This is a genomic window from Pseudonocardia acidicola, assembly GCF_012911935.1.
GTDB lineage: Bacteria > Actinomycetota > Actinomycetes > Mycobacteriales > Pseudonocardiaceae > Pseudonocardia > Pseudonocardia acidicola.
This window is the reverse complement of sequence record NZ_JAAXLA010000030.1, coordinates 18,938-37,202: the sequence shown is the minus strand read 5'-3', so window position 1 is coordinate 37,202 and position 18,265 is coordinate 18,938. Positions and strand designations below refer to the sequence as shown.

The window sequence follows — 18,265 nt, the reverse complement described above, 5'->3', positions numbered from 1 at the left end:
ACGAGCGCGTCAGCGCAACCCGTGGGCCTGCCGCACCAGGGTGACGATCTCGCCCATCATCTCGGTGAGCCGGTAGTCCTTCGGCGTGAAGACGGCGGCCACGCCGCGCTCGCGCAGCGCCCGCTCGTCCTCCGGCGGGATGATGCCGCCGACGACCACCGGGACGTCGTCCGCGCCGGCCGCGCGCAGCCCGTCGACCACCGCCGGGACCACCTCGAGATGCGAGCCGGACAGCACCGACAGGCCGACGACGTGCACGCCCTCCTGTACCGCGGCCGACACGATCTGCGCCGGGGTGAGCCGGATTCCCTGGTAGACGACCTCGAAGCCGACGTCACGGGCCCGCACGGCGACCTGCTCGGCGCCATTGGAGTGCCCGTCCAGACCCGGCTTGCCGACCAGCATCCGCAGCCGCGAACCGATCTCCTCACCGGTGGCCCGGACCCGGTCGCGCACCGCCGCGATCTCCGTGGCGGCCTCGCCGGAGGCGACGGCGGCGGAGACGCCGGTCGGCGCCCGGAACTCGCCGAAAACCTCGCGCAGCGCGCCGGACCACTCTCCCGTCGTCACGCCGGCCTTGGCGCAGGCGATCGAGGCCTCCATGAGGTTGGCGTCGGTCTTGGCCGCGTCCCGCAGCTCGGCCAGCGCGGCCTCGACGGCGGCGCTGTCCCGCTCGGAGCGCCACCGCCGGATGGCCTCGATCGCAGCCGCCTCCACCGCCGGGTCGACGGTCTCGATGGCCTGCGCGCCCTCGGCCTGCAGCGGGCTGGGCTCGGTGGTGTCGAACTTGTTGACCCCGACGACGATGTCCTCGCCGGACTCCATCCGGCGGCGCCGCTCGGCCAGCGACGAGACGAGCTCGCCCTTCATGTAGCCGGACTCGACGGCGGCCACCGCGCCGCCCATCTCCTGCACCCGGTCGATCTCGGCACGGGCGCCCTCGATCAGCTCGGCGACCTTGGCCTCGACGACCCGGCTGCCCTCGAACAGGTCCTCGTACTCCAGCAGGTCGGTCTCGTAGGCCAGCACCTGCTGCATGCGCAGCGCCCACTGCTGGTCCCACGGCCGCGGCAGCCCCAGCGCCTCGTTCCACGCGGGCAGCTGGATGGCCCGGGCGCGGGCGTCGCGCGACAGCGTCACCGCGAGCATCTCCAGCACGATGCGCTGGACGTTGTTCTCCGGCTGGGCCTCGGTGAGTCCGAGCGAGTTGACCTGCACGCCGTAGCGCAGCCGCCGCTGCTTGGGGTTCTCCACCCCGTAACGCTCGCGGGTGATCTCGTCCCACAGCCGGCCGAGGGCGCGCAATTTGCACATCTCCTCGACGAAGCGCAGCCCGGCGTTGACGAAGAACGAGATGCGGCCGACGACGTCGCCGAACTTCTCGGCGGGCACCTGGCCGGAGTCGCGCACCGAGTCGAGCACCGCGATCGCGGTGGACAGCGAGTACGCCAGCTCCTGGGCGGGTGTGGCGCCGGCCTCCTGCAGGTGGTAGCTGCAGATGTTGATCGGGTTCCACTTCGGGATGTTCGTGACCGACCAGGCGATCATGTCGGAGATCAGCCGCATGCTCGGCGCGGGCGGGAACACGTAGGTCCCGCGCGACAGGTACTCCTTGACGATGTCGTTCTGGGTCGTGCCCGCGAGGGTGGCGCGGGGTGCCTCGTGCTCGTCGGCCACGGCGACGTAGAGCGCGAGCAGCCACATCGCCGGCGCGTTGATCGTCATCGACGTGTTCGCCTCGGCCATGGGGATGCCGTCGAACAGCGTGCGCATGTCGCCGATGTGGCTGACCGGGACACCGACCTTGCCGACCTCTCCCTTGGCGAGCTCGTCGTCGGGGTCGTAGCCGGTCTGGGTGGGCAGGTCGAACGCCACCGAGAGGCCGGTCTGCCCCTTGGCCAGGTTTCGCCGGTAGAGCGCGTTCGACTTCTCGGCCGAGGAGTGCCCGGCATAGGTCCGGATCACCCAGGGTCGGTCGCGCTCACGGTCGGTCGGGTACGGCACCGGACACCTCCGCCATCGTGGATCGCCTGATCGTACTGGCCAGTAGCCCTACGCACCCCGGCGATCGCGCCTCGTCACACTCGCGTGGATGAAAAAGTACGCAACTGGCGTGGAAAACCACGCAGCAGGTCCGACCGTATCGATCCAGCACCGGGCCACCCTGCGCCACATGGCCGACGATGGCCGCCGTGGACGTGCCCGATCGGCCCCCGGTGACTACCGGCTTCTCGTTGTCGGCACCGATCTCGTGAACGCCGGGACGGTGCTCAGCCGCCGGGCGCTGGAGTAGCACCCGACAAGGTTTCGCCGAGTCTCGTGCGGCCCACCCGGGGCGATGGCCACCAGCACCGCCGACGTCCTCGTCCGGACCCTCAAGGAGTCCGGCGTGAGACGGGTCTACGGGCTGCCCGGGGACTCCCTCAACGCCCTGACCGACGCGCTGCGCCGCGACGGTCAGGTCGCCTGGGAACACGTCCGCCACGAGGAGAGCGCCGCGTTCGCCGCGGCCGCCGAAGCCGGGCTGACCGGCAGGCTGGCGGTGTGCGCCGGCAGCTGCGGGCCGGGAAACCTGCACCTGATCAACGGCCTGTACGACGCCGCACGCAGCCGGGTCCCGGTGCTCGCCATCGCCGCGCACATCCCGAGCAGCGAGATCGGGACGAACTACTTCCAGGAGACCCACCCGCAGTGGATCTTCGCCGAGTGCAGCGTGTACCGCGAGCTGGCCGCCACGGCCGACCAGGTGCCGCGGATCCTGGAGATCGCGATGCGCACCGCCGTCGCCGAGAGCGGCGTCGCGGTGGTCATCGTGCCCGGCGACGTGCTGGCCGACGACGCCCGCGGCCGGCCGCCCTCGCCCGTGCTGCCGACCGCCTCGGTGGTGCGGCCCGGCCATGACGAGCTGCGCCGGGCCGCCGGACTGCTCGACGACGGGGAGCGGGTGACGATCCTGGCCGGCGCCGGCTGCGCGGGTGCACACACCGAGCTCGTCGCGCTGGCCGAAGCGCTGCGGGCGCCGGTCGTGCACGCGTTGCGCGGCAAGGAACACGTCGAGTACGACAACCCGTTCGACGTCGGGATGACCGGGCTGATCGGTTTCAGCTCCGGCTACCGGGCGATGGAGCGCTGCGACGTGCTGCTCATCCTCGGCTCCGACCTGCCCTATCCGCAGTTCTATCCCGAGGACGCGACCGTCATCCAGGTCGACGTGCGTGGCGAGCAGCTGGGCCGGCGCACGCACGTCGAACTGGGGCTGGTCGGCACCGTCGCGGACACGGCCGCCGCGCTGCTGCCGCTGCTGACCCGCAAGACCGACAGCACCCACCTCGACGACATGCGCCGGCACTACGCCAAGGCCCGCCGCGGGCTCGACGCGCTGGCCGGCCCGGACCGCGACCGGGCCCCGATCCACCCCCAGTACGTCGCCCGGATGCTCGACGAGCTGGCCGCGGACGACGCCGTGTTCATCCCCGACGTGGGCACCCCCGTCGTCTGGGCCGCGCGGTACCTCACGATGAACGGCCGGCGACGGCTGATCGGCTCCTTCAGCCACGGCACCATGGCCAACGCGGTGCCGCAGGCGATCGGCGCGCAGGCCTCGCACCCCGGCCGCCAGGTCGTCGCGCTGGCCGGCGACGGCGGGCTGTCGATGCTGCTCGGCGACCTGATCACGCTGCGGCAGCTCGCCCTGCCGGTGAAGGTGGTGGTGTTCAGCAACAGCGCGCTGTCGTTCGTGGAGCTGGAGATGAAGGCGGCCGGGATCGTCACGTTCGGCACGGAGCTCGACAACCCGGACTTCGCCGCCGTCGGGCACGCCCTCGGGCTGCACAGCCGCCGCGTGGAACGCCCGAGCGAGCTGCCCGGCGCGCTGCGTGACGCGTTCGCTCACGACGGGCCCGCGCTGGTGGAGGCCATGGTCGCCCGCCAGGAGCTGACCCTGCCGCCGACGCTGACGCTGGAGCAGATCCGGGGGTTCACGCTCTACGCGACACGCACGGTGCTCTCCGGACGCGGTGACGAGCTGGTCGACCTCGCGAGGACCAACGTGGTCCGCCGGCTGATCTGAGCGGCGCTCACACCCGGTGGTAGCGGGCGTCGAAGAAGCAGAAGATCCCGAAGCAGGCCAGCCCGGCTGCGATGGCGATGAGCAGCAACGGCCCGAACGGCTGCGCCGCGAGCGCCTTCAGGGCCCCGTCCAGCCCGATGGCCTGTTGCGGGTTGTAGGTGATCGCGGCGACGCCGACCAGCACGCCGAGGATCACCAACGCGATCCCCTTCGCGATGTAGCCGATCTGTCCGGTGAGCTCGGCGACCCGCCTGGCCCGCGGCTGCGCACGGCGCAGGCACATGTCCTCGGTGAAGTTCTTCCGCCACCCCTGGTAGATCATTCCGACACCGGTGACGGCGATGCCCAGCGCGATCACACCCACGATGACCGGGCCACCGGGCAGCGCGAGCAGCCCCCCGGTCGGCTTCTCGCCGCCGCCTCCGCCACCGGACGACACGCCGACCGCGACGCGCGCCGCCAGCGCCGCCAGGGCCGCGAAGAGGACCGCCTGCCCGGCGTTGACCAGGCGCTTCATCAGGCGCTTGCGCCGGTCGGTCACGTAGCCGAAGCCCCAGATCGCCGCGGCGATCCGCCACAGCACCACGGCCACGAACCCGACCACGATCACCCACAGCAGCGCCTGGCCGAACGGCTGCGCCGCGATGGCCTGCATCGCCCCGTTCTGGTCGGCCCGCTCCCGGCCACCCAGCGCGACCTGCACCGCGAGCCACGCGATGAGCAGGTGCAGCACCCCGTTCGAGGCGATGCCGATCCGTGCCCCGATCCGGATCGGCAGGCTGCTCGCGACCTCCTGCGCGGAGTCCTCCACGGCTCGGCCTGCATGACGCACCCGCTGCGGCGCGGGATCGGCTGTACTGGACATCGGGGACCTCCTGGCGACGTGCGGCGACGGTCGCACGAGACACCGCTGTCGGCGAGCGCTGCTGCTCCGTCCAGAGCAACCGGCCGGCGCGCCGCCCTGATGACGGCGACAGTTCCCGTGTACCCCTGAACCGCCCGCGGCCACCCTGTCCGGCCGCCTGACCGCCCGGGTCAGCGCGCGGGGTCGGTGCTCACCCGGGAGATGTCGGCGCCCAGCGCCCGCAGGTTCTCGACGAACCGGGGGTAGCCACGGTCGATGTGCTCGATGTCCCAGACCTCGGTCTGCCCGTCGGCGCACAGCGCGGCGAGCACGAGACCCGCGCCGGCCCGGATGTCGCTGGCCCACACCGGGGCGCTGGAGAGCCGCTCCACGCCGCGGACCACCGCGTGATGCCCGTCGGTGCGGGCGTCCGCACCCAGCCGGACCATCTCGTCGACGAACCGGAACCGGGCCTCGAACACGTTCTCGGTGATCATCGAGGTGCCGTCCGCGATGGCCGAGAGCGCGATCGCCATCGGCTGCAGGTCGGTGGCGAAGCCCGGGTAGGGCAGCGTCACGAAGTCCACGGCGTTCGGCCGGCCGTCCATCCGGACCGTGAACTCCCCCGGGGCGATGTCGGTGTGGGCGCCGGCGCTGCGCAGCTTGTCCAGCACGAGGTCGAGGTGGTGCGGGTCGACGCCGCGCACGGTCACCTCGCCACGGGTCATCGCGGCCGCGAACGCCCACGTGGCCCCGACGATGCGGTCGCCGATCACCCGGTGCTCGGTCGGCTGCAGGCCGGTCACGCCGTGCACGGTGAGCGTCGAGGAACCCGAGCCCTCGATCTTGGCGCCCATCTGCTGCAGCATCGTGCAGAGGTCGACGATCTCCGGCTCGCGCGCGGCGTTGTCGATGACGGTGGTGCCCTCGGCGAGCACGGCGGCCATCAGGATGTTCTCGGTGGCGCCGACGCTGGGGAAGTCGAGCCAGATCTGCGCGCCGTGCAGCCCCTCGGCGTGCGCGACCACCCGGCCGTGCTCGATCTCGGTCGTCGCGCCGAGCTTGCGCAGCCCGGAGGCGTGCATGTCCAGCGGCCGGGAACCGATCGCGTCCCCGCCGGGCAGCGGCACCACGGCGCGCCGGCAGCGGGCCACCAGCGGCCCCAGCACACACACCGAGGCCCGCAGCTTCGACACCGACCGGTAGTCCGCCTGGGCCCCGGGCTCGGCCGGCACGTCGATGCTGACGGTGCCGCCGTCGACGGTGACCGTGCAGCCGAGGCTGCGCAGCACGTCGGCCATCAGCGGGACGTCCAGGATCTCCGGGCAATTCGTGATCGTCGTCGTGCCCTCGGCGAGCAGCGCGGCGGCCATGAGCTTCAGCACGCTGTTCTTCGCCCCGACGACATCGACCGTGCCCGACAACCGGGCACCGCCGCGGACCGCGAAATGCTCCACCACGGGCGACGACGGTATCGGCCCACGCGATTCCGTCCACGTCCACCCCGGCTCCCAATACCGGGGGCCTGGGCTGTACCGGTCGCGACATACCGGGCCCACGCTTGTTCCGGTCGGCTACCGTCGGCACCATGGCCGTGCACCTGACCAGGATCTACACCAAGACCGGCGACGACGGGACGACCGCGCTGGGCGACTTCAGCCGGGTCCGGAAGACCGATCCCCGGCTCGCGGCCTATGCCGACACCGACGAGTGCAATGCGGCGATCGGCGTCGCCGTCACCGTCGGGCAGCTGGCCGAGGAGGTCCTGGTCCCGCTACGGCAGATCCAGAACGACCTGTTCGACGTCGGCGCGGACCTCTGCGCCCCGATCGTGCCGGAGCCGGAGTACCCGCCGCTGCGGCTCACCGAGGAGTACGTGACCCGCCTCGAGGGCTGGTGCGACTCGTTCAACGAGGGGCTGCCCAAGCTCGACTCGTTCATCCTGCCCGGCGGCACCCCGGGCGCGGCCTACCTGCACGTGGCGCGCACGGTGGCCCGGCGCGCGGAGCGCTCGGTGTGGGCTCTGCTCGAGGTCGACGCCGAGCGCACGAACCCGCTCACCGCGAAGTACTTGAACCGGCTCTCGGACCTGCTGTTCATCCTCGGTCGCGTGGCCAACCCGGACGGCGACGTCCTCTGGCACCCCGGCGGCCCCTCGTCCCCCCGCTGATCCGCGAGTCGGCACTTTCAGGAGGGTGAGTCGGCACTTCGAGAAGGGCGAGCCGGCGCTCCGGGGACGGCCGACGCTTCCCAGATGTGCGACTCACCCGCCCGCAAGTGCCGACTCGCCCTCCCGAAAAGGGCGACTCGCGGGGTCATGAGGCTTGGCGGTAGCCGGTGCTGCGGCCGGGCGGGGTCGCTTCCAGCCACGACAGGAAGCCGGTGAGCACACCCGGCGCCATCGCCAGCTCCAGCTCCTCGCCGTCGGCCCGGCACCGCAGCACCACGCCGGCCTGCGGGATCGCGTAACTCTCCGGACCGGTGGGCGCCCGCCGGTCGACGATCTCCAGCTCGTTGCGGTCGATCGACACCGTCGGCCCGAACCGGAAGCTGGTCAGCCGGTGCCAGGCCAGCTCCTCGCCGCGGTAGCGCCCGACACCGAAGTGCCAGCCGGCGGCGGAGTCGCGGGGTGCCCCGCATACGCGAGGGCGGCGGCGCAGACACACGTCCACACCGCCGCCCCGCATCAGACGTACTCGCCGAACGGCGAGCCACCCGAGCAGCAGACACGCGAGCAGCAGCAGAACCCCGACGACGATGGCCACGGTCCCCACTGCGAACCCGCTACTCGGCCGCGTCGGCGGCCCTCAGCCGGGCCTCGGCACGGGCTTTCGCCTCGCTGGTGTCGGCGCGGTCCCGGGCCGTGCGCGCCCGGGACACGTCGATCTCGTCCGACAGCTCGGCGTACTCGGCCAGCACCGTCACGTTCTCCGGCGTGATGGAGAGGAAGCCACCGTGCACCGCGGCCGTGATCGAGGGGCCCTCGGTGGTGTCGATACGCACCACCCCGGCCTCCTCGAGCTGGGCCAGCGTGGGCTCGTGGCCGGGCAGCACGCCCACCTCGCCCTCCTTGGTGCGGGCGAGCACGAACCGGGCCTCACCGGACCAGATCCGTCGCTCGACCGCGACCAGCTCGACCGTCATCTGCGCCATCTGATCAGCCCTGGCCCATCAGCTTCTTGCGGTTGCGCTCCAGGTCCTCGAGACCACCGCAGAGGAAGAACGCCTGCTCCGGAACATCGTCGAACTCGCCCTTGGCGATCTTGTCGAACGCCTCGATAGTCTCCTTCAGCGGGACCGTCGAGCCCGGCTGGCCGGTGAACTGCTCGGCGACCAGCAGGTTCTGCGACAGGAAGCGCTCGATGCGCCGCGCCCGGCGGACCAGCTGCTTGTCCTCCTCGGACAGCTCGTCGATACCGAGGATCGCGATGATGTCCTGCAGGTCGGAGTACTTCTGCAGGATCCGCTTGACCTCGTTGGCCACCCGGAAGTGCTCCTCGCCGACGTACTGCGGGTCGAGGATCCGGGAGGTCGACGTCAGCGGGTCCACCGCCGGGTAGATCCCCTTCTGGGAGATCGGCCGGGAGAGCTCGGTGGTCGCGTCCAGGTGGGCGAACGTGGTCGCCGGCGCCGGGTCGGTGTAGTCGTCGGCGGGCACGTAGATCGCCTGCATCGAGGTGATGGACCGGCCCCGGGTCGAGGTGATCCGCTCCTGCAGCTCGCCCATCTCGTCGGCCAGCGTCGGCTGGTACCCCACCGCGGACGGCATGCGGCCGAGCAGCGTCGAGACCTCGGAGCCGGCCTGGGTGAACCGGAAGATGTTGTCGATGAACAGCAGCACGTCCTGGGCCTGCTCGTCGCGGAAGTACTCCGCCATCGTCAGCGCCGACAGGGCGACCCGCATACGGGTGCCCGGCGGCTCGTCCATCTGACCGAACACCAGCGCGGTGTCCTTGATGACGTCGGCCTCGGTCATCTCCGTGATGAGGTCGTTACCCTCACGGGTGCGCTCACCGACGCCGGCGAACACCGACGTACCACCGAAGTTCTTGGCGACGCGGGTGATCATCTCCTGGATGAGCACCGTCTTGCCGACGCCGGCGCCGCCGAACAGCCCGATCTTGCCGCCCTGCACGTACGGGGTCAGCAGGTCGATGACCTTGATGCCGGTCTCGAGCATCTCGGTCTTGCCCTCGAGCTGGTCGAACGCGGGCGCCTTGCGGTGGATGCCCCACCGCTCGCCGGTGATCTCCAGGTCGGGCTGGTCGAGGCAGTCACCGAGCGCGTTGAACACGTGCCCCTTGACCTGGTCGCCGACCGGCACCGAGATCGGGCGGCCGAGGTCGGTCACGACCGCGCCGCGGACCAGGCCGTCGGTGGGCTGCATCGAGATGGCCCGGACCAGGCTGTCGCCCAGGTGCTGGGCGATCTCCAGGGTCAGCGTGCGCGAGACCCCGGCGAAGGAGACGTCGACCGTCAGAGCGTTGTACAGCTCCGGGACGGCGTTGCGCGGGAACTCGACGTCGACGACCGGGCCGGTGACCCGGACGACCCGGCCGGTCCTGGTCTGGGTATCAGCGGTGGCGGTCATCAGTTCTCACTTCCTGCGCTCACGAGAGCGTCGGCGCCACCGACGATCTCACTGATCTCCTGGGTGATCTGGGCCTGACGGGCCTGGTTGGCCTCCAATGTCAGGGTACGGATCAGTTCGTTCGCGTTGTCGGTCGCGGCCTTCATGGCCCGCTGCCGGTTGGCCGACTCGGATGCCGCCGACTCCAGCAGCGCCGCGAACAGCCGCGCCCCGACGTACTTCGGCAGCAGGGCGTCGAACAGCACGTCGGCGCTCGGCTCGAACTCGTACAGCGGGCGGGGGCCCTCGTTCGTCCGCTCGCCGGCCTCGACTCCCGTCGGGCCGCCGGTCTGCGTCTCGGAGACGACCGCGCCGTTCTCGGAGGCGTACTCGACCTCCATCGGTGCCATCCGGCGGGCCTGCGGGGTCTGCGTGACCATGTTCTTGAACTGCGTGTACACGAGGTGCAGCTCGTCGACGCCCTCGATGCCGTCCGGGCCGGCCGAGCCGTTCTCGTCGTCCTGCCCGGCCATGAAGGCCGCGACGATGGTGCGGGCCGCCTCGGCCGCGTCCGCGTAGTTCGGCTGCTCGGAGAAGCCGGTCCAGGAGGCCGCGATCTCGCGCTGGCGGAACTTGTAGTAGTTCACGCCCTTGCGGCCGATCACGTACAGCACGGGCTCCTTGCCCTGCTCACGCAGCAGCGACTGGAGCTGCTCGGCCTCCTTGAGGACGTTGGCGTTGTACCCGCCGCACTGGCCGCGGTCACTGGTCACGACCAGGACCGCGGCCCGCTTGGCGTTCTCCCGCTCGACGAGCAGCGGGTGGTCCAGCGCCGAGTTGCTCGCCAACTCCGTGAGGACCCGGGTCATCTCCTCGGCGTAGGGCTTCGCCTCCTCGACCCGGGCGCGCGCCTTGGCGATCCGGGACGTGGCGATGAGCTCCATCGCCCTGGTGATCTTCTTGATGGACTGCGTCGACCTGATCCGCCGCCGCAGCACGCGAATCTGTGCCGCCATCGGTGACTATCCGTTCAGCTCGAAGCCGGTGCCGGCTTGTTGACCTTGACGGTCTCGCGGTCGACCTCGTCCTCGTCGAGGGCCTCGGCCTGCTCCGCTCTCGGGACCACCGAGGACCCGTCGGAGGTGGTGAACTGCTTCTTGAACTCGTCCACCAGGCCCTTGAGGCGCTCGATGGTCTCGTCCGTCAGCTTGCCGGTGTCGCGGATCTCGGCGAGCACGCCCTCGTGCTGGCGGCGCAGGTGCTCGATGAACTCCCGCTCGAAGCGGGCGACGTCCTGCACCGGCACCGAGTCGAGCTGGCCGGAGGTGCCCAGCCAGATCGAGACGACCTCGTCCTCGACCGGGTACGGCGAGTACTGCGGCTGCTTGAGCAGCTCGACCAGGCGGGTGCCGCGCTCCAGGGCCTTGCGCGAGGCGTCGTCGAGGTCGGAGCCGAAGGCGGCGAACGCCTCCAGCTCGCGGTACTGCGACAGGTCGAGGCGCAGCGATCCGGAGACCGACTTCATCGCCTTGATCTGCGCGGCACCACCGACCCGGGAGACCGAGATGCCGACGTTGATCGCCGGCCGGACGCCCTGGTTGAACAGGTCGGACTCGAGGAAGACCTGGCCGTCGGTGATCGAGATGACGTTGGTCGGGATGTACGCCGACACGTCGTTCGCCTTGGTCTCGATGATCGGCAGACCGGTCATCGAGCCCGCGCCCAGCTCGTCGGAGAGCTTCGCGCAACGCTCGAGCAGCCGCGAGTGCAAGTAGAAGACGTCGCCCGGGTAGGCCTCGCGGCCCGGCGGGCGGCGCAGCAGCAGGGAGATCGCGCGGTAGGCCTCCGCCTGCTTGGACAGGTCGTCGAAGACGATCAGGACGTGGTTGCCCTGGTACATCCAGTGCTGGCCCAGCGCGCTGCCGGTGTAGGGGGCGATCCACTTGAAGCCGGCCGGGTCGGACGCCGGGGCGGCGACGATGGTCGTGTACTCCAGCGCGCCCGCGTCCTCCAGCGCCTGCCGGACACCCGCGATGGTGGAGCCCTTCTGGCCGACCGCGACGTAGATGCAGCGGACCTGCTGCTTCGGGTCGCCGGTCTCCCAGTTCTGCTTCTGGTTGATGATCGTGTCGACGCAGACCGCGGTCTTACCGGTCTTGCGGTCGCCGATGATCAGCTGCCGCTGGCCCCGGCCGATCGGGGTCATCGCGTCGATGGCCTTGATGCCGGTCTGCAGCGGCTCGTGCACGCTCTGCCGCTCGACCACCGAGGCGGCCTGCAGCTCGAGCACGCGGTCGGTCTCGGCCTCGATGTCGCCCAGGCCGTCGATCGGGGCGCCCAGCGGGTCGATGACGCGACCCAGGAAGGCGTCGCCGACCGGGACGGAGAGCACGTTCCCGGTCCGCTTGACCGGCTGCCCCTCCTCGATGCCGGCGTAGTCGCCGAGGATGACCGCACCGATCTCACGCTGGTCGAGGTTCAGCGCGACGCCCAGCACGCCACCCTCGAACTCCAGCAGCTCGTTGGTCATCACCGAGGGCAGGCCCTCGACGTGGGCGATGCCGTCGCCGGTGTCGGCGACGACGCCCACCTCTTCACGGGCGGTCTCGGTCTCCAGCGACGAGACGTAGCTGGAGATCGCACTCCGGATCTCCTCCGGGGAGATCGTCAGCTCTGTCATGGCTGTCGTCTGTTCCTTCTTCTCGATCAGTCAATAACGTCTCTGGGACCGACACCGCGGCCGCGGATCAGCGCGGCAGCCGCCGACGGGCCTCTTCCAGCTTGCCCGCCACGCTGCCGTCGATGACCTCGCCGCCGACCCGGATCACGAGCCCGCCCAGCAGGCTCTCGTCCAGGTCGACCTGCAGCGACATCGCGCGGCCGTAGAGCCGCGACAGGGTTCCCGCCAGTCGCTGTTCCTGCGCATCCGTCAGGGCCACCGGTGCGGTCACCTGGGCCACGTAACGGTCGCGACGGGCGGCGGCGAGCTCGGCGAGCTCCTCTGCGGCGATGTCGAGGTGCCGGCCACGCGGCAGCCGCACCGTCTGGCGCAGCAGCGCGAGGGTGACCGGCGAGACCTTGCCCTGCAGGATCCGGTCGAGCAGTTCGACCTTCTTCTCCGCCGGCTGCGTCGGGTCGGCCAGCAGGACGGCCAGTTCGGGCTCACGGTCGAGGATCCGGCCGAAGCGGAACAGCTCGTCCTCGACGTCGTCGAGGGTGCCGTTCTTCTCCGCCACGGCCAGGGTGGCGCGGCGGGCCAACTCCTCGAGCGCCTCGACCAGGTCGATCGTCTGCGACCACCGGGCCGCGACCGCGGCCGCGACGATGTCCAGCGCCGGCTGGGACACCTTGCCGTTCAGCAGCCGCTGGACCAGCCCGGTGCGGACCGACTCCGGGGCCGACGGGTCGGCCAGGTGCCGGCGCAGCGACGGCGTCTCCTGCAGCAGGCGGGTGACGGCGAACAGCTCGTCACCCATCCGCTCCAGATCCGCCGGGGCCGCCTGGTCGATGTAGGCGTCCAACCGGGCCGCGACCTCGGCAAGCGACTCGCGGCTGGTCGCCTGGAGGACGAGAGCCATCAGTTCGCCCCACCCGCAGCCGGGGTGGTCTCCCGCCGCTGGTCGAGCCCGTCCAGCTCGGCCAGGAAGCTGTCGACGGTCGCGGCACGGCGCGACTCGTCGGACAGGTCGACGCGCACGATGCGCTCGGCGAGCTGGACAGCCAGCCCGCCGACCTCCGCGCGCAGGGCGCGGACGGTCTGCTCACGAGCGGCCGCGAGCTGGTCGAGGCCACGCTGGCGGATGCGCTCCGCCTCCTCCTCGGCCTGGGCGCGCAGCTCGGCCTTGATCTGCTGCCCCTCGGCGCGGGCCTCGTCGCGGATGCGGGCGGCCTCGGCACGCAGGCCGGCCAACTGCTCCTCGTACTGCTGATGCAGCCGGTTGGCCTCCTCCTGCGCCTCCTCCGCCCGCTTGAGCCCACCCTCGATCTTGTCGGTGCGCTCCGCGTAGATCTTCTCGAACTGCGGGAAGACCGTGCGCTTGAGCACCCAGAAGAGCAGCAGGAACGCGATGAGTCCGACGACGATCTCGACGGGGTGCGGCGCGAGGGGATTGATGGTCTCGGCCGCCAGAAGGGTGGTCGTCATGTGTGTGTGCTCCTCCGCCTACGACCGGCTTCCGGCGTTATCAGCCCTGCAGCGCGAACGCGAGCACCAGGCCCAGAATGGCCAGCGCCTCGGACAGCGCGAAGCCGATGAACGCGATGCCCTGCAGCTGGCCGCGGGCCTCCGGCTGGCGGGCCACGCCGTTGATGAAGGCGGCGAAGACGATGCCCACGCCGATACCGGGGCCGATGGCCGACAGGCCGTAGCCGATGACGTTGAGGTTGCCGCTGATGTTCACGGTTTCCGCTTTCCTTTCGATCCGGTCCGCGGTACGTCCCGCGGCTCCGTGAGGTCTGTGGTCGGTAGGCCTAGTGATCGTCGGCGAGCGCGGCGCCGATGTACGAGGCGGTCAGGATGGTGAAGATGTAGGCCTGCACCACCTGGATGAAGGCCTCGAAGAACGTGAAGACGATGCCCATCCCGAACGCGAAGGGGGACAGCACCTTCAGCGCGATCGAGTCGGCGACGAAGAGCATGTACTCGCCGCCCAGGATGAACACCAGCAGCAGGTGCCCGGCGAACATGTTGCCGAACAACCGCAGCGAGAGAGTGACCGGCCGCAGCAGGATGTTCGAGATGAACTCGATCGGGGTGAGGATGAAGCGCACCCAGACCGGGACGCCGGGCGGCCAGGTGGTGACCCGCAGGTACCCGACGAAGCCGTGCTTCTTGATCCCGACGTAGTTGTAGATGCCCCAGACGAGCGCGGCGAGCGCGTAGGGCACACCCGGGTGCGAGAACGTCGGGAACTGGATGAACGGAATGATCCCGAACAGGTTGTTCACCAGGAGGAAGGCGAACAGCGTGGTCAGGTAGGGGACGAACTTGAGGAACTCCGGCCCGATGTTGTCCCGCGCGATGGTGTTGCGCACGATCCCGTGGAACGACTCACCCAGGAACTGCGCCTTGCTCGGCACCAGCGCCGGCTTCCGGATCGCATAGCGGAACGCCACGTAGACGATGATCGCGGCGAGCACGAGCTGCAGGACCGGCTTCGTCACCTCGCCGAAAATCGGCGGCAGGTCGAAGCTCGACGTCCCGGGCGCCTGGAACCCAGGGGCTGGGGCGGTGGCCAACGTGGTCACCCAATGCTCCTTCCGGTTCCGCCGACCGGGCGACACCGGGTCGGCAGAATCGTAACGATCAAGACTTAACGTACCTGAGGTAAATCAGGTACAACGAGGCCGCCCCTCCGAACAGGAGTCCGATCGGAAGAAGAACCCGCGTGTCCAGCAGCTTGTCCAACCCCCACCCGAGTGCACCGAAGATCAGGAACCCGGAGAGCAGGTAGGACAGAGCGGTCCAGGCGTCGGCTGGAGGTGGTGGTTCGCCACCCCCGCCGCGCGGCTGGTCCGGCTCCATCAACGGGACCATATCAGGCACGTTAGCGGCCACTTACCAGGGACGACCTCGGACGACGTTCTTTCGGGCCGCCCGGTCACCACAGGACGCCCCGATCCACCGCCGACGTCGCTCTATCACTGGTAGAAGAACCGACAGGGCGTGGCGCAGGTCTCAGAGAGACCGTCATCACGGACACCGGCAACGTATCGGACATGACTCCGTCCACTCGTTCAGAGCAACCCCGGATACCCGGACGCGCCTGGACGACACTCACAGATCGATGACCGGCGTCCGGGTCCGGACGAAGCCGATGATCTCACCGATGATCCACGCCGCCGTCACGGCGAGAATGGTGATTGCGAAGGTCTGGTTGTCGAACAATGTGGTGCCGCGCAGCAGGATCAGGAACACCAGCAGGACGACGATCTTGCCGCCGAATGCCGTCATCGCACTGATCATCACGGCAGCCGGGCTCGCCTGTGCGGTCGCCCGCATCACCAGGGTGCTGACCGACCCGGCCACCATCGCCAGGACCGCGCCGACGACCGCGCCGACGGCGCCACCGCCCCCGCGCAGCACGGCGGACACCACGACGGCGACCACGCTCGTGACCGCCGCGAGGATCAGCGCGTTTCGTTGCATGGCTCGGGCCAGCCGCAGCACCGTCTTGACGTGGGGCGCCTCGGCGGGTTTCGGCGCGGCGGCGTCGCCGGCACTGTCAGTACTCATCCGCGAATCCTTGCTCTCGGGACGGCGGACGCGAGCACGGCCACGACGAGCCCCACCCCGACCGCCCACAACACGATGAACGGGTCCTTGATCAGCGCCAGCGCCACCGCGCCGAACGCCAGCACGCCCGCCCACAGGTAGATCAGCAGCACCGCGCGACGATGGCTGTGCCCGATCTCGAGCAACCGGTGGTGCAGGTGCATCTTGTCCGGGGAGAACGGGCTCGTCCCGGCCCGGGTACGGCGCACCACGGCCATCAGCAGGTCGAGCAGCGGCACGAACACCACCGCCGCCAGCACGATGAGCGGGGCGAACAGCGCCAGGATGTCGCTGCCGTCGGTGGTGGTGCTGATGGAGATGCGCCCGGACGCGCTGGTCGTCGCCGCGGACAGCAGCAGTCCGATCAGCATCGAGCCCGAGTCGCCCATGAAGATGCGCGCCGGATTGAAGTTGTGCGGCAGGAAGCCCAGACAGGCCCCGGCCAGCACGGCGGCGATGAGCGCGGGCGAGTACGCGGACGGGTCGTTGCCGTTCTGCTTCACCAGCCCGATCGCGAACACGCAGGTCGCGGCGGCCGCGATCAGCCCGATGCCCGCGGCCAGGCCGTCCAGGCCGTCGACGAAGTTCATCGCGTTGACCAGCGCCACGGTGAGCAGCACGGTGAGCAGCACGCCCTGCTCCTGGCCCAGGACCAGCAGCGAACCGGAGATACCGGTCCCACCGCCACCCCAGGGCACGTAGAACACGGCGAACTGGATACCGAAGAGCACCAGCACGCCGGCCGCGGTGATCTGCCCGGCCAGTTTGGTGATGGCGTCGAGCTCGTAGCGGTCGTCCAGGACGCCGACCGCCACCAGCAGCACCGCCGCGACGAGCACACCGGGCACGTCGGTCGAGTAGTCGAACGCCAGCCGCAGGGCCGGGAGCTGTGCGGCCAGCCCGATTCCGGCGAGCACGCCCGCGAGCATCGCCAGCCCGCCCCAGCGCGGGGTCGGGGTGACGTGCACGTCGCGCCCCCGGGGCCACGCGACCGCCCCCATCTTCAGGGCCAGCACCCGGACCACGCCGGTGAGCAGGAAGGTGACGACGGCGGCGGTCAGGCCGGCGAGCAGGTACTCCCGGATCGGCAACCCCAGCCCGAGCGAGGGCGTCTGGGTCGGCACGATGATCGCTTCTCGCCCGCCCGGCCCGTCAGGGCCGCGGGTACGCGGGGTTCCGGGCGACCAGGGCGGAGACCGCCTCGGCGACCTCGGCCAACTCGGCGTCCCCGGCCGGGGTGCCCTGCTCGGCCTTCACCGCGCGGCCGAGCAGCCGGCCGATCTCGGCCATGTCGGACTCGACCATGCCCTGCGTCGTCACGCTCGGCGAGCCGACCCGGATGCCCGAGGGCTTCATCGGCGGCGCCGGGTCGTAGGGGATCGCATTCTTGTTCAGCGTGATCCGCGCGGCGTCGCTGCGGGCCTCGGCCTCGCTGCCGGTGACCCCGATGGGCCGCAGGTCGATCAGCGCGAGGTGGGTGTCGGTGCCGCCGGACACGGCGCGCATGCCCTCGGCCTCCAGGCTCTTGGCCAGCGCCTGCGCATTGGCGATGACCTGGGCGGTGTAGGCCTGGTACGCCGGGGTCGAGGCCTCCTTCATCGCGACGGCCTTGGCCGCGACCGAGTGCATCAGCGGGCCGCCCTGGGAGAACGGGAAGACGGCCTTGTCGATGGCCTTGGCGTGCTCCGCGCGGGACAGGATCATGCCGCCGCGGGGGCCGCGCAGCACCTTGTGCGTGGTCGCGGTGACGACGTCGGCGTAGGACACCGGCGACGGGATGGCCTTGCCGGCCACCAGGCCGATGAAGTGCGCGGCGTCGACCATGAAGATGGCGCCGACCTCGTCGGCGATCTCCCGGAACGCCTTGAAGTCGATCAGCCGCGGGTAGGCGGTCGCACCGGCGATGATGATCTTCGGCCGGTGCTCGCGGGCCAGGTCGCGGACCTGGTCGTAGTCGATGAGCTCGGAGTCCTCGCGGACGGTGTAGGACACCGCGTTGAACCACTGCCCGGAGAAGTTGACCTTGCTGCCGTGCGTGAGGTGGCCGCCCTGCTTGAGGTCCATGGCCAGCACGGTGTCGCCGGGCTTGGCGAAGGCCGCGTAGGCGGCGAGGTTCGCCGACGCCCCGGAGTGCGGCTGCAGGTTCGCGTGCTCCGCGCCGAACAGCTCCTTGGTCCGCGCGATGCCGATCTCCTCGGCGACGTCGACGACCTGGCAGCCGCCGTAGTAGCGCCGGCCGGGGTAACCCTCGGCGTACTTGTTCGACAACGTCGAACCGAGCGCGGCGAGCACCGCCGGGCTGGTCAGGTTCTCGCTCGCGATCAGCTGCAGCCCGCCACGCAGGCGGTCGAGCTCGCTCAGCACGACTCCTGCGATCTCGGGATCCTGCTGCTGCAACGCGTCGAAGTCCGGGCCCCAGAACGGTGTACTCACGGTTCTCCAGGCTACCTGCGACGTACAGGCAGGTGAGAGGCGACCTCGGACCGGCCTCGACCCCCGCGGACGCCA

General features: G+C 70.5%; 18 protein-coding genes. 3 read left to right on the top strand and 15 right to left on the bottom strand.

Features of this window, described 5'->3' with window-relative positions:
* Positions 1-9: 9 nt before the first annotated feature.
* On the bottom strand, positions 10-2,004 hold the full coding sequence (locus HF526_RS17155) for a methylmalonyl-CoA mutase family protein (protein ID WP_169382468.1): 1,995 nt from the start codon (positions 2,002-2,004) through the stop codon (positions 10-12).
* An 88-nt stretch (positions 2,005-2,092) separates the two neighbouring features.
* Here HF526_RS17155 and HF526_RS17150 point away from each other — a divergent pair, with 88 nt between their 5' ends.
* Together HF526_RS17150 and poxB are read left to right on the top strand one after the other, a co-directional pair.
* Positions 2,093-2,293, top strand: a complete 201-nt coding sequence (locus HF526_RS17150; RefSeq protein WP_169382467.1) for a hypothetical protein — start codon at positions 2,093-2,095, stop codon at positions 2,291-2,293.
* A gap of 45 nt (positions 2,294-2,338) precedes the next feature.
* On the top strand, positions 2,339-4,069 hold the full coding sequence (poxB, locus tag HF526_RS17145; RefSeq protein ID WP_169382466.1) for a ubiquinone-dependent pyruvate dehydrogenase: 1,731 nt from the start codon (positions 2,339-2,341) through the stop codon (positions 4,067-4,069).
* A gap of 7 nt (positions 4,070-4,076) precedes the next feature.
* On the opposite strand, the gene HF526_RS17140 is transcribed toward poxB, so the two are convergent.
* Together HF526_RS17140 and murA are read right to left on the bottom strand one after the other, a co-directional pair.
* Entirely contained in the window at positions 4,077-4,934 is an 858-nt protein-coding gene (locus HF526_RS17140) for a DUF1206 domain-containing protein (protein WP_169382465.1), read from the bottom strand.
* Positions 4,935-5,104: 170 nt separating this feature from the next.
* Positions 5,105-6,373: a UDP-N-acetylglucosamine 1-carboxyvinyltransferase gene (gene murA / locus HF526_RS17135; protein ID WP_169382464.1), complete on the bottom strand. Its 1,269-nt coding sequence runs from the start codon at positions 6,371-6,373 to the stop codon at positions 5,105-5,107.
* Positions 6,374-6,501: 128 nt separating this feature from the next.
* On the opposite strand from murA, the gene HF526_RS17130 reads away from it, so the two are divergent.
* Positions 6,502-7,083 (top strand): cob(I)yrinic acid a,c-diamide adenosyltransferase, encoded by a 582-nt coding sequence (locus tag HF526_RS17130; RefSeq protein WP_169382463.1) that lies wholly within the window; start codon positions 6,502-6,504, stop codon positions 7,081-7,083.
* Positions 7,084-7,228: 145 nt separating this feature from the next.
* Here the strand turns inward: HF526_RS17130 and HF526_RS17125 are convergent, their stop codons facing one another.
* The 12 genes from HF526_RS17125 to HF526_RS17065 all read right to left on the bottom strand — a co-directional run bounded on the left by HF526_RS17125 (position 7,229) and on the right by HF526_RS17065 (position 18,190).
* A complete protein-coding gene (locus HF526_RS17125) occupies positions 7,229-7,687 on the bottom strand; it encodes a DUF2550 family protein (protein WP_169382462.1) in 459 nt (152 codons plus the stop codon).
* Positions 7,688-7,697: 10 nt separating this feature from the next.
* Positions 7,698-8,066, bottom strand: coding sequence for a F0F1 ATP synthase subunit epsilon (locus HF526_RS17120; RefSeq protein ID WP_169382461.1), 369 nt, complete (start codon positions 8,064-8,066; stop codon positions 7,698-7,700).
* A gap of 4 nt (positions 8,067-8,070) precedes the next feature.
* The gene (atpD, locus tag HF526_RS17115; RefSeq protein WP_169382460.1) at positions 8,071-9,504 is read right to left on the bottom strand and encodes a F0F1 ATP synthase subunit beta; all 1,434 of its coding nucleotides are present in this window, start codon (positions 9,502-9,504) and stop codon (positions 8,071-8,073) included.
* Positions 9,504-10,499, bottom strand: coding sequence for a F0F1 ATP synthase subunit gamma (locus HF526_RS17110; RefSeq protein WP_169382459.1), 996 nt, complete (start codon positions 10,497-10,499; stop codon positions 9,504-9,506). The genes atpD and HF526_RS17110 overlap by 1 nt, the downstream gene beginning before the upstream one ends.
* A gap of 14 nt (positions 10,500-10,513) precedes the next feature.
* Positions 10,514-12,163, bottom strand: coding sequence for a F0F1 ATP synthase subunit alpha (gene atpA / locus HF526_RS17105; protein ID WP_169382458.1), 1,650 nt, complete (start codon positions 12,161-12,163; stop codon positions 10,514-10,516).
* Between the two features lie 67 nt (positions 12,164-12,230).
* Complete coding sequence (locus tag HF526_RS17100) at positions 12,231-13,061, bottom strand: F0F1 ATP synthase subunit delta (protein ID WP_169382457.1); 831 nt, start codon at positions 13,059-13,061, stop codon at positions 12,231-12,233.
* Positions 13,061-13,627, bottom strand: a complete 567-nt coding sequence (locus HF526_RS17095) for a F0F1 ATP synthase subunit B (protein WP_169382456.1) — start codon at positions 13,625-13,627, stop codon at positions 13,061-13,063. Before HF526_RS17095 ends, HF526_RS17100 begins: the two co-directional genes overlap by 1 nt.
* 40 nt (positions 13,628-13,667) lie before the next feature.
* On the bottom strand, positions 13,668-13,883 hold the full coding sequence (gene atpE / locus HF526_RS17090) for an ATP synthase F0 subunit C (RefSeq protein ID WP_420821627.1): 216 nt from the start codon (positions 13,881-13,883) through the stop codon (positions 13,668-13,670).
* Between the two features lie 70 nt (positions 13,884-13,953).
* The gene (gene atpB / locus HF526_RS17085; protein WP_169382455.1) at positions 13,954-14,730 is read right to left on the bottom strand and encodes a F0F1 ATP synthase subunit A; all 777 of its coding nucleotides are present in this window, start codon (positions 14,728-14,730) and stop codon (positions 13,954-13,956) included.
* Between the two features lie 529 nt (positions 14,731-15,259).
* Positions 15,260-15,718 carry a Cg1360 family ATP-synthase-associated protein gene (locus tag HF526_RS17075; protein ID WP_169382453.1) on the bottom strand — a complete coding sequence of 153 codons (459 nt, stop codon included), beginning with the start codon at positions 15,716-15,718 and terminating at the stop codon, positions 15,260-15,262.
* Positions 15,715-16,884 (bottom strand): glycosyltransferase family 4 protein, encoded by a 1,170-nt coding sequence (locus tag HF526_RS17070; RefSeq protein ID WP_420821630.1) that lies wholly within the window; start codon positions 16,882-16,884, stop codon positions 15,715-15,717. Before HF526_RS17070 ends, HF526_RS17075 begins: the two co-directional genes overlap by 4 nt.
* 25 nt (positions 16,885-16,909) lie before the next feature.
* Positions 16,910-18,190: a serine hydroxymethyltransferase gene (locus HF526_RS17065; protein ID WP_169382451.1), complete on the bottom strand. Its 1,281-nt coding sequence runs from the start codon at positions 18,188-18,190 to the stop codon at positions 16,910-16,912.
* Positions 18,191-18,265 lie beyond the last annotated feature (75 nt).

Bases quoted from the DNA above. Each gene is read 5' to 3' on its own strand.
- HF526_RS17150 (WP_169382467.1), top strand. From the start codon at position 2,093: ATGAAAAAGTACGCAACTGGCGTGGAAAACCACGCAGCAGGTCCGACC.
- poxB (WP_169382466.1), top strand. From the start codon at position 2,339: ATGGCCACCAGCACCGCCGACGTCCTCGTCCGGACCCTCAAGGAGTCC.
- HF526_RS17140 (WP_169382465.1), bottom strand. From the start codon at position 4,934: ATGTCCAGTACAGCCGATCCCGCGCCGCAGCGGGTGCGTCATGCAGGC.
- HF526_RS17130 (WP_169382463.1), top strand. From the start codon at position 6,502: ATGGCCGTGCACCTGACCAGGATCTACACCAAGACCGGCGACGACGGG.
- HF526_RS17120 (WP_169382461.1), bottom strand. From the start codon at position 8,066: ATGGCGCAGATGACGGTCGAGCTGGTCGCGGTCGAGCGACGGATCTGG.
- atpD (WP_169382460.1), bottom strand. From the start codon at position 9,504: ATGACCGCCACCGCTGATACCCAGACCAGGACCGGCCGGGTCGTCCGG.
- HF526_RS17110 (WP_169382459.1), bottom strand. From the start codon at position 10,499: ATGGCGGCACAGATTCGCGTGCTGCGGCGGCGGATCAGGTCGACGCAG.
- atpA (WP_169382458.1), bottom strand. From the start codon at position 12,163: ATGACAGAGCTGACGATCTCCCCGGAGGAGATCCGGAGTGCGATCTCC.
- HF526_RS17100 (WP_169382457.1), bottom strand. From the start codon at position 13,061: ATGGCTCTCGTCCTCCAGGCGACCAGCCGCGAGTCGCTTGCCGAGGTC.
- HF526_RS17095 (WP_169382456.1), bottom strand. From the start codon at position 13,627: ATGACGACCACCCTTCTGGCGGCCGAGACCATCAATCCCCTCGCGCCG.
- HF526_RS17075 (WP_169382453.1), bottom strand. From the start codon at position 15,718: ATGAGTACTGACAGTGCCGGCGACGCCGCCGCGCCGAAACCCGCCGAG.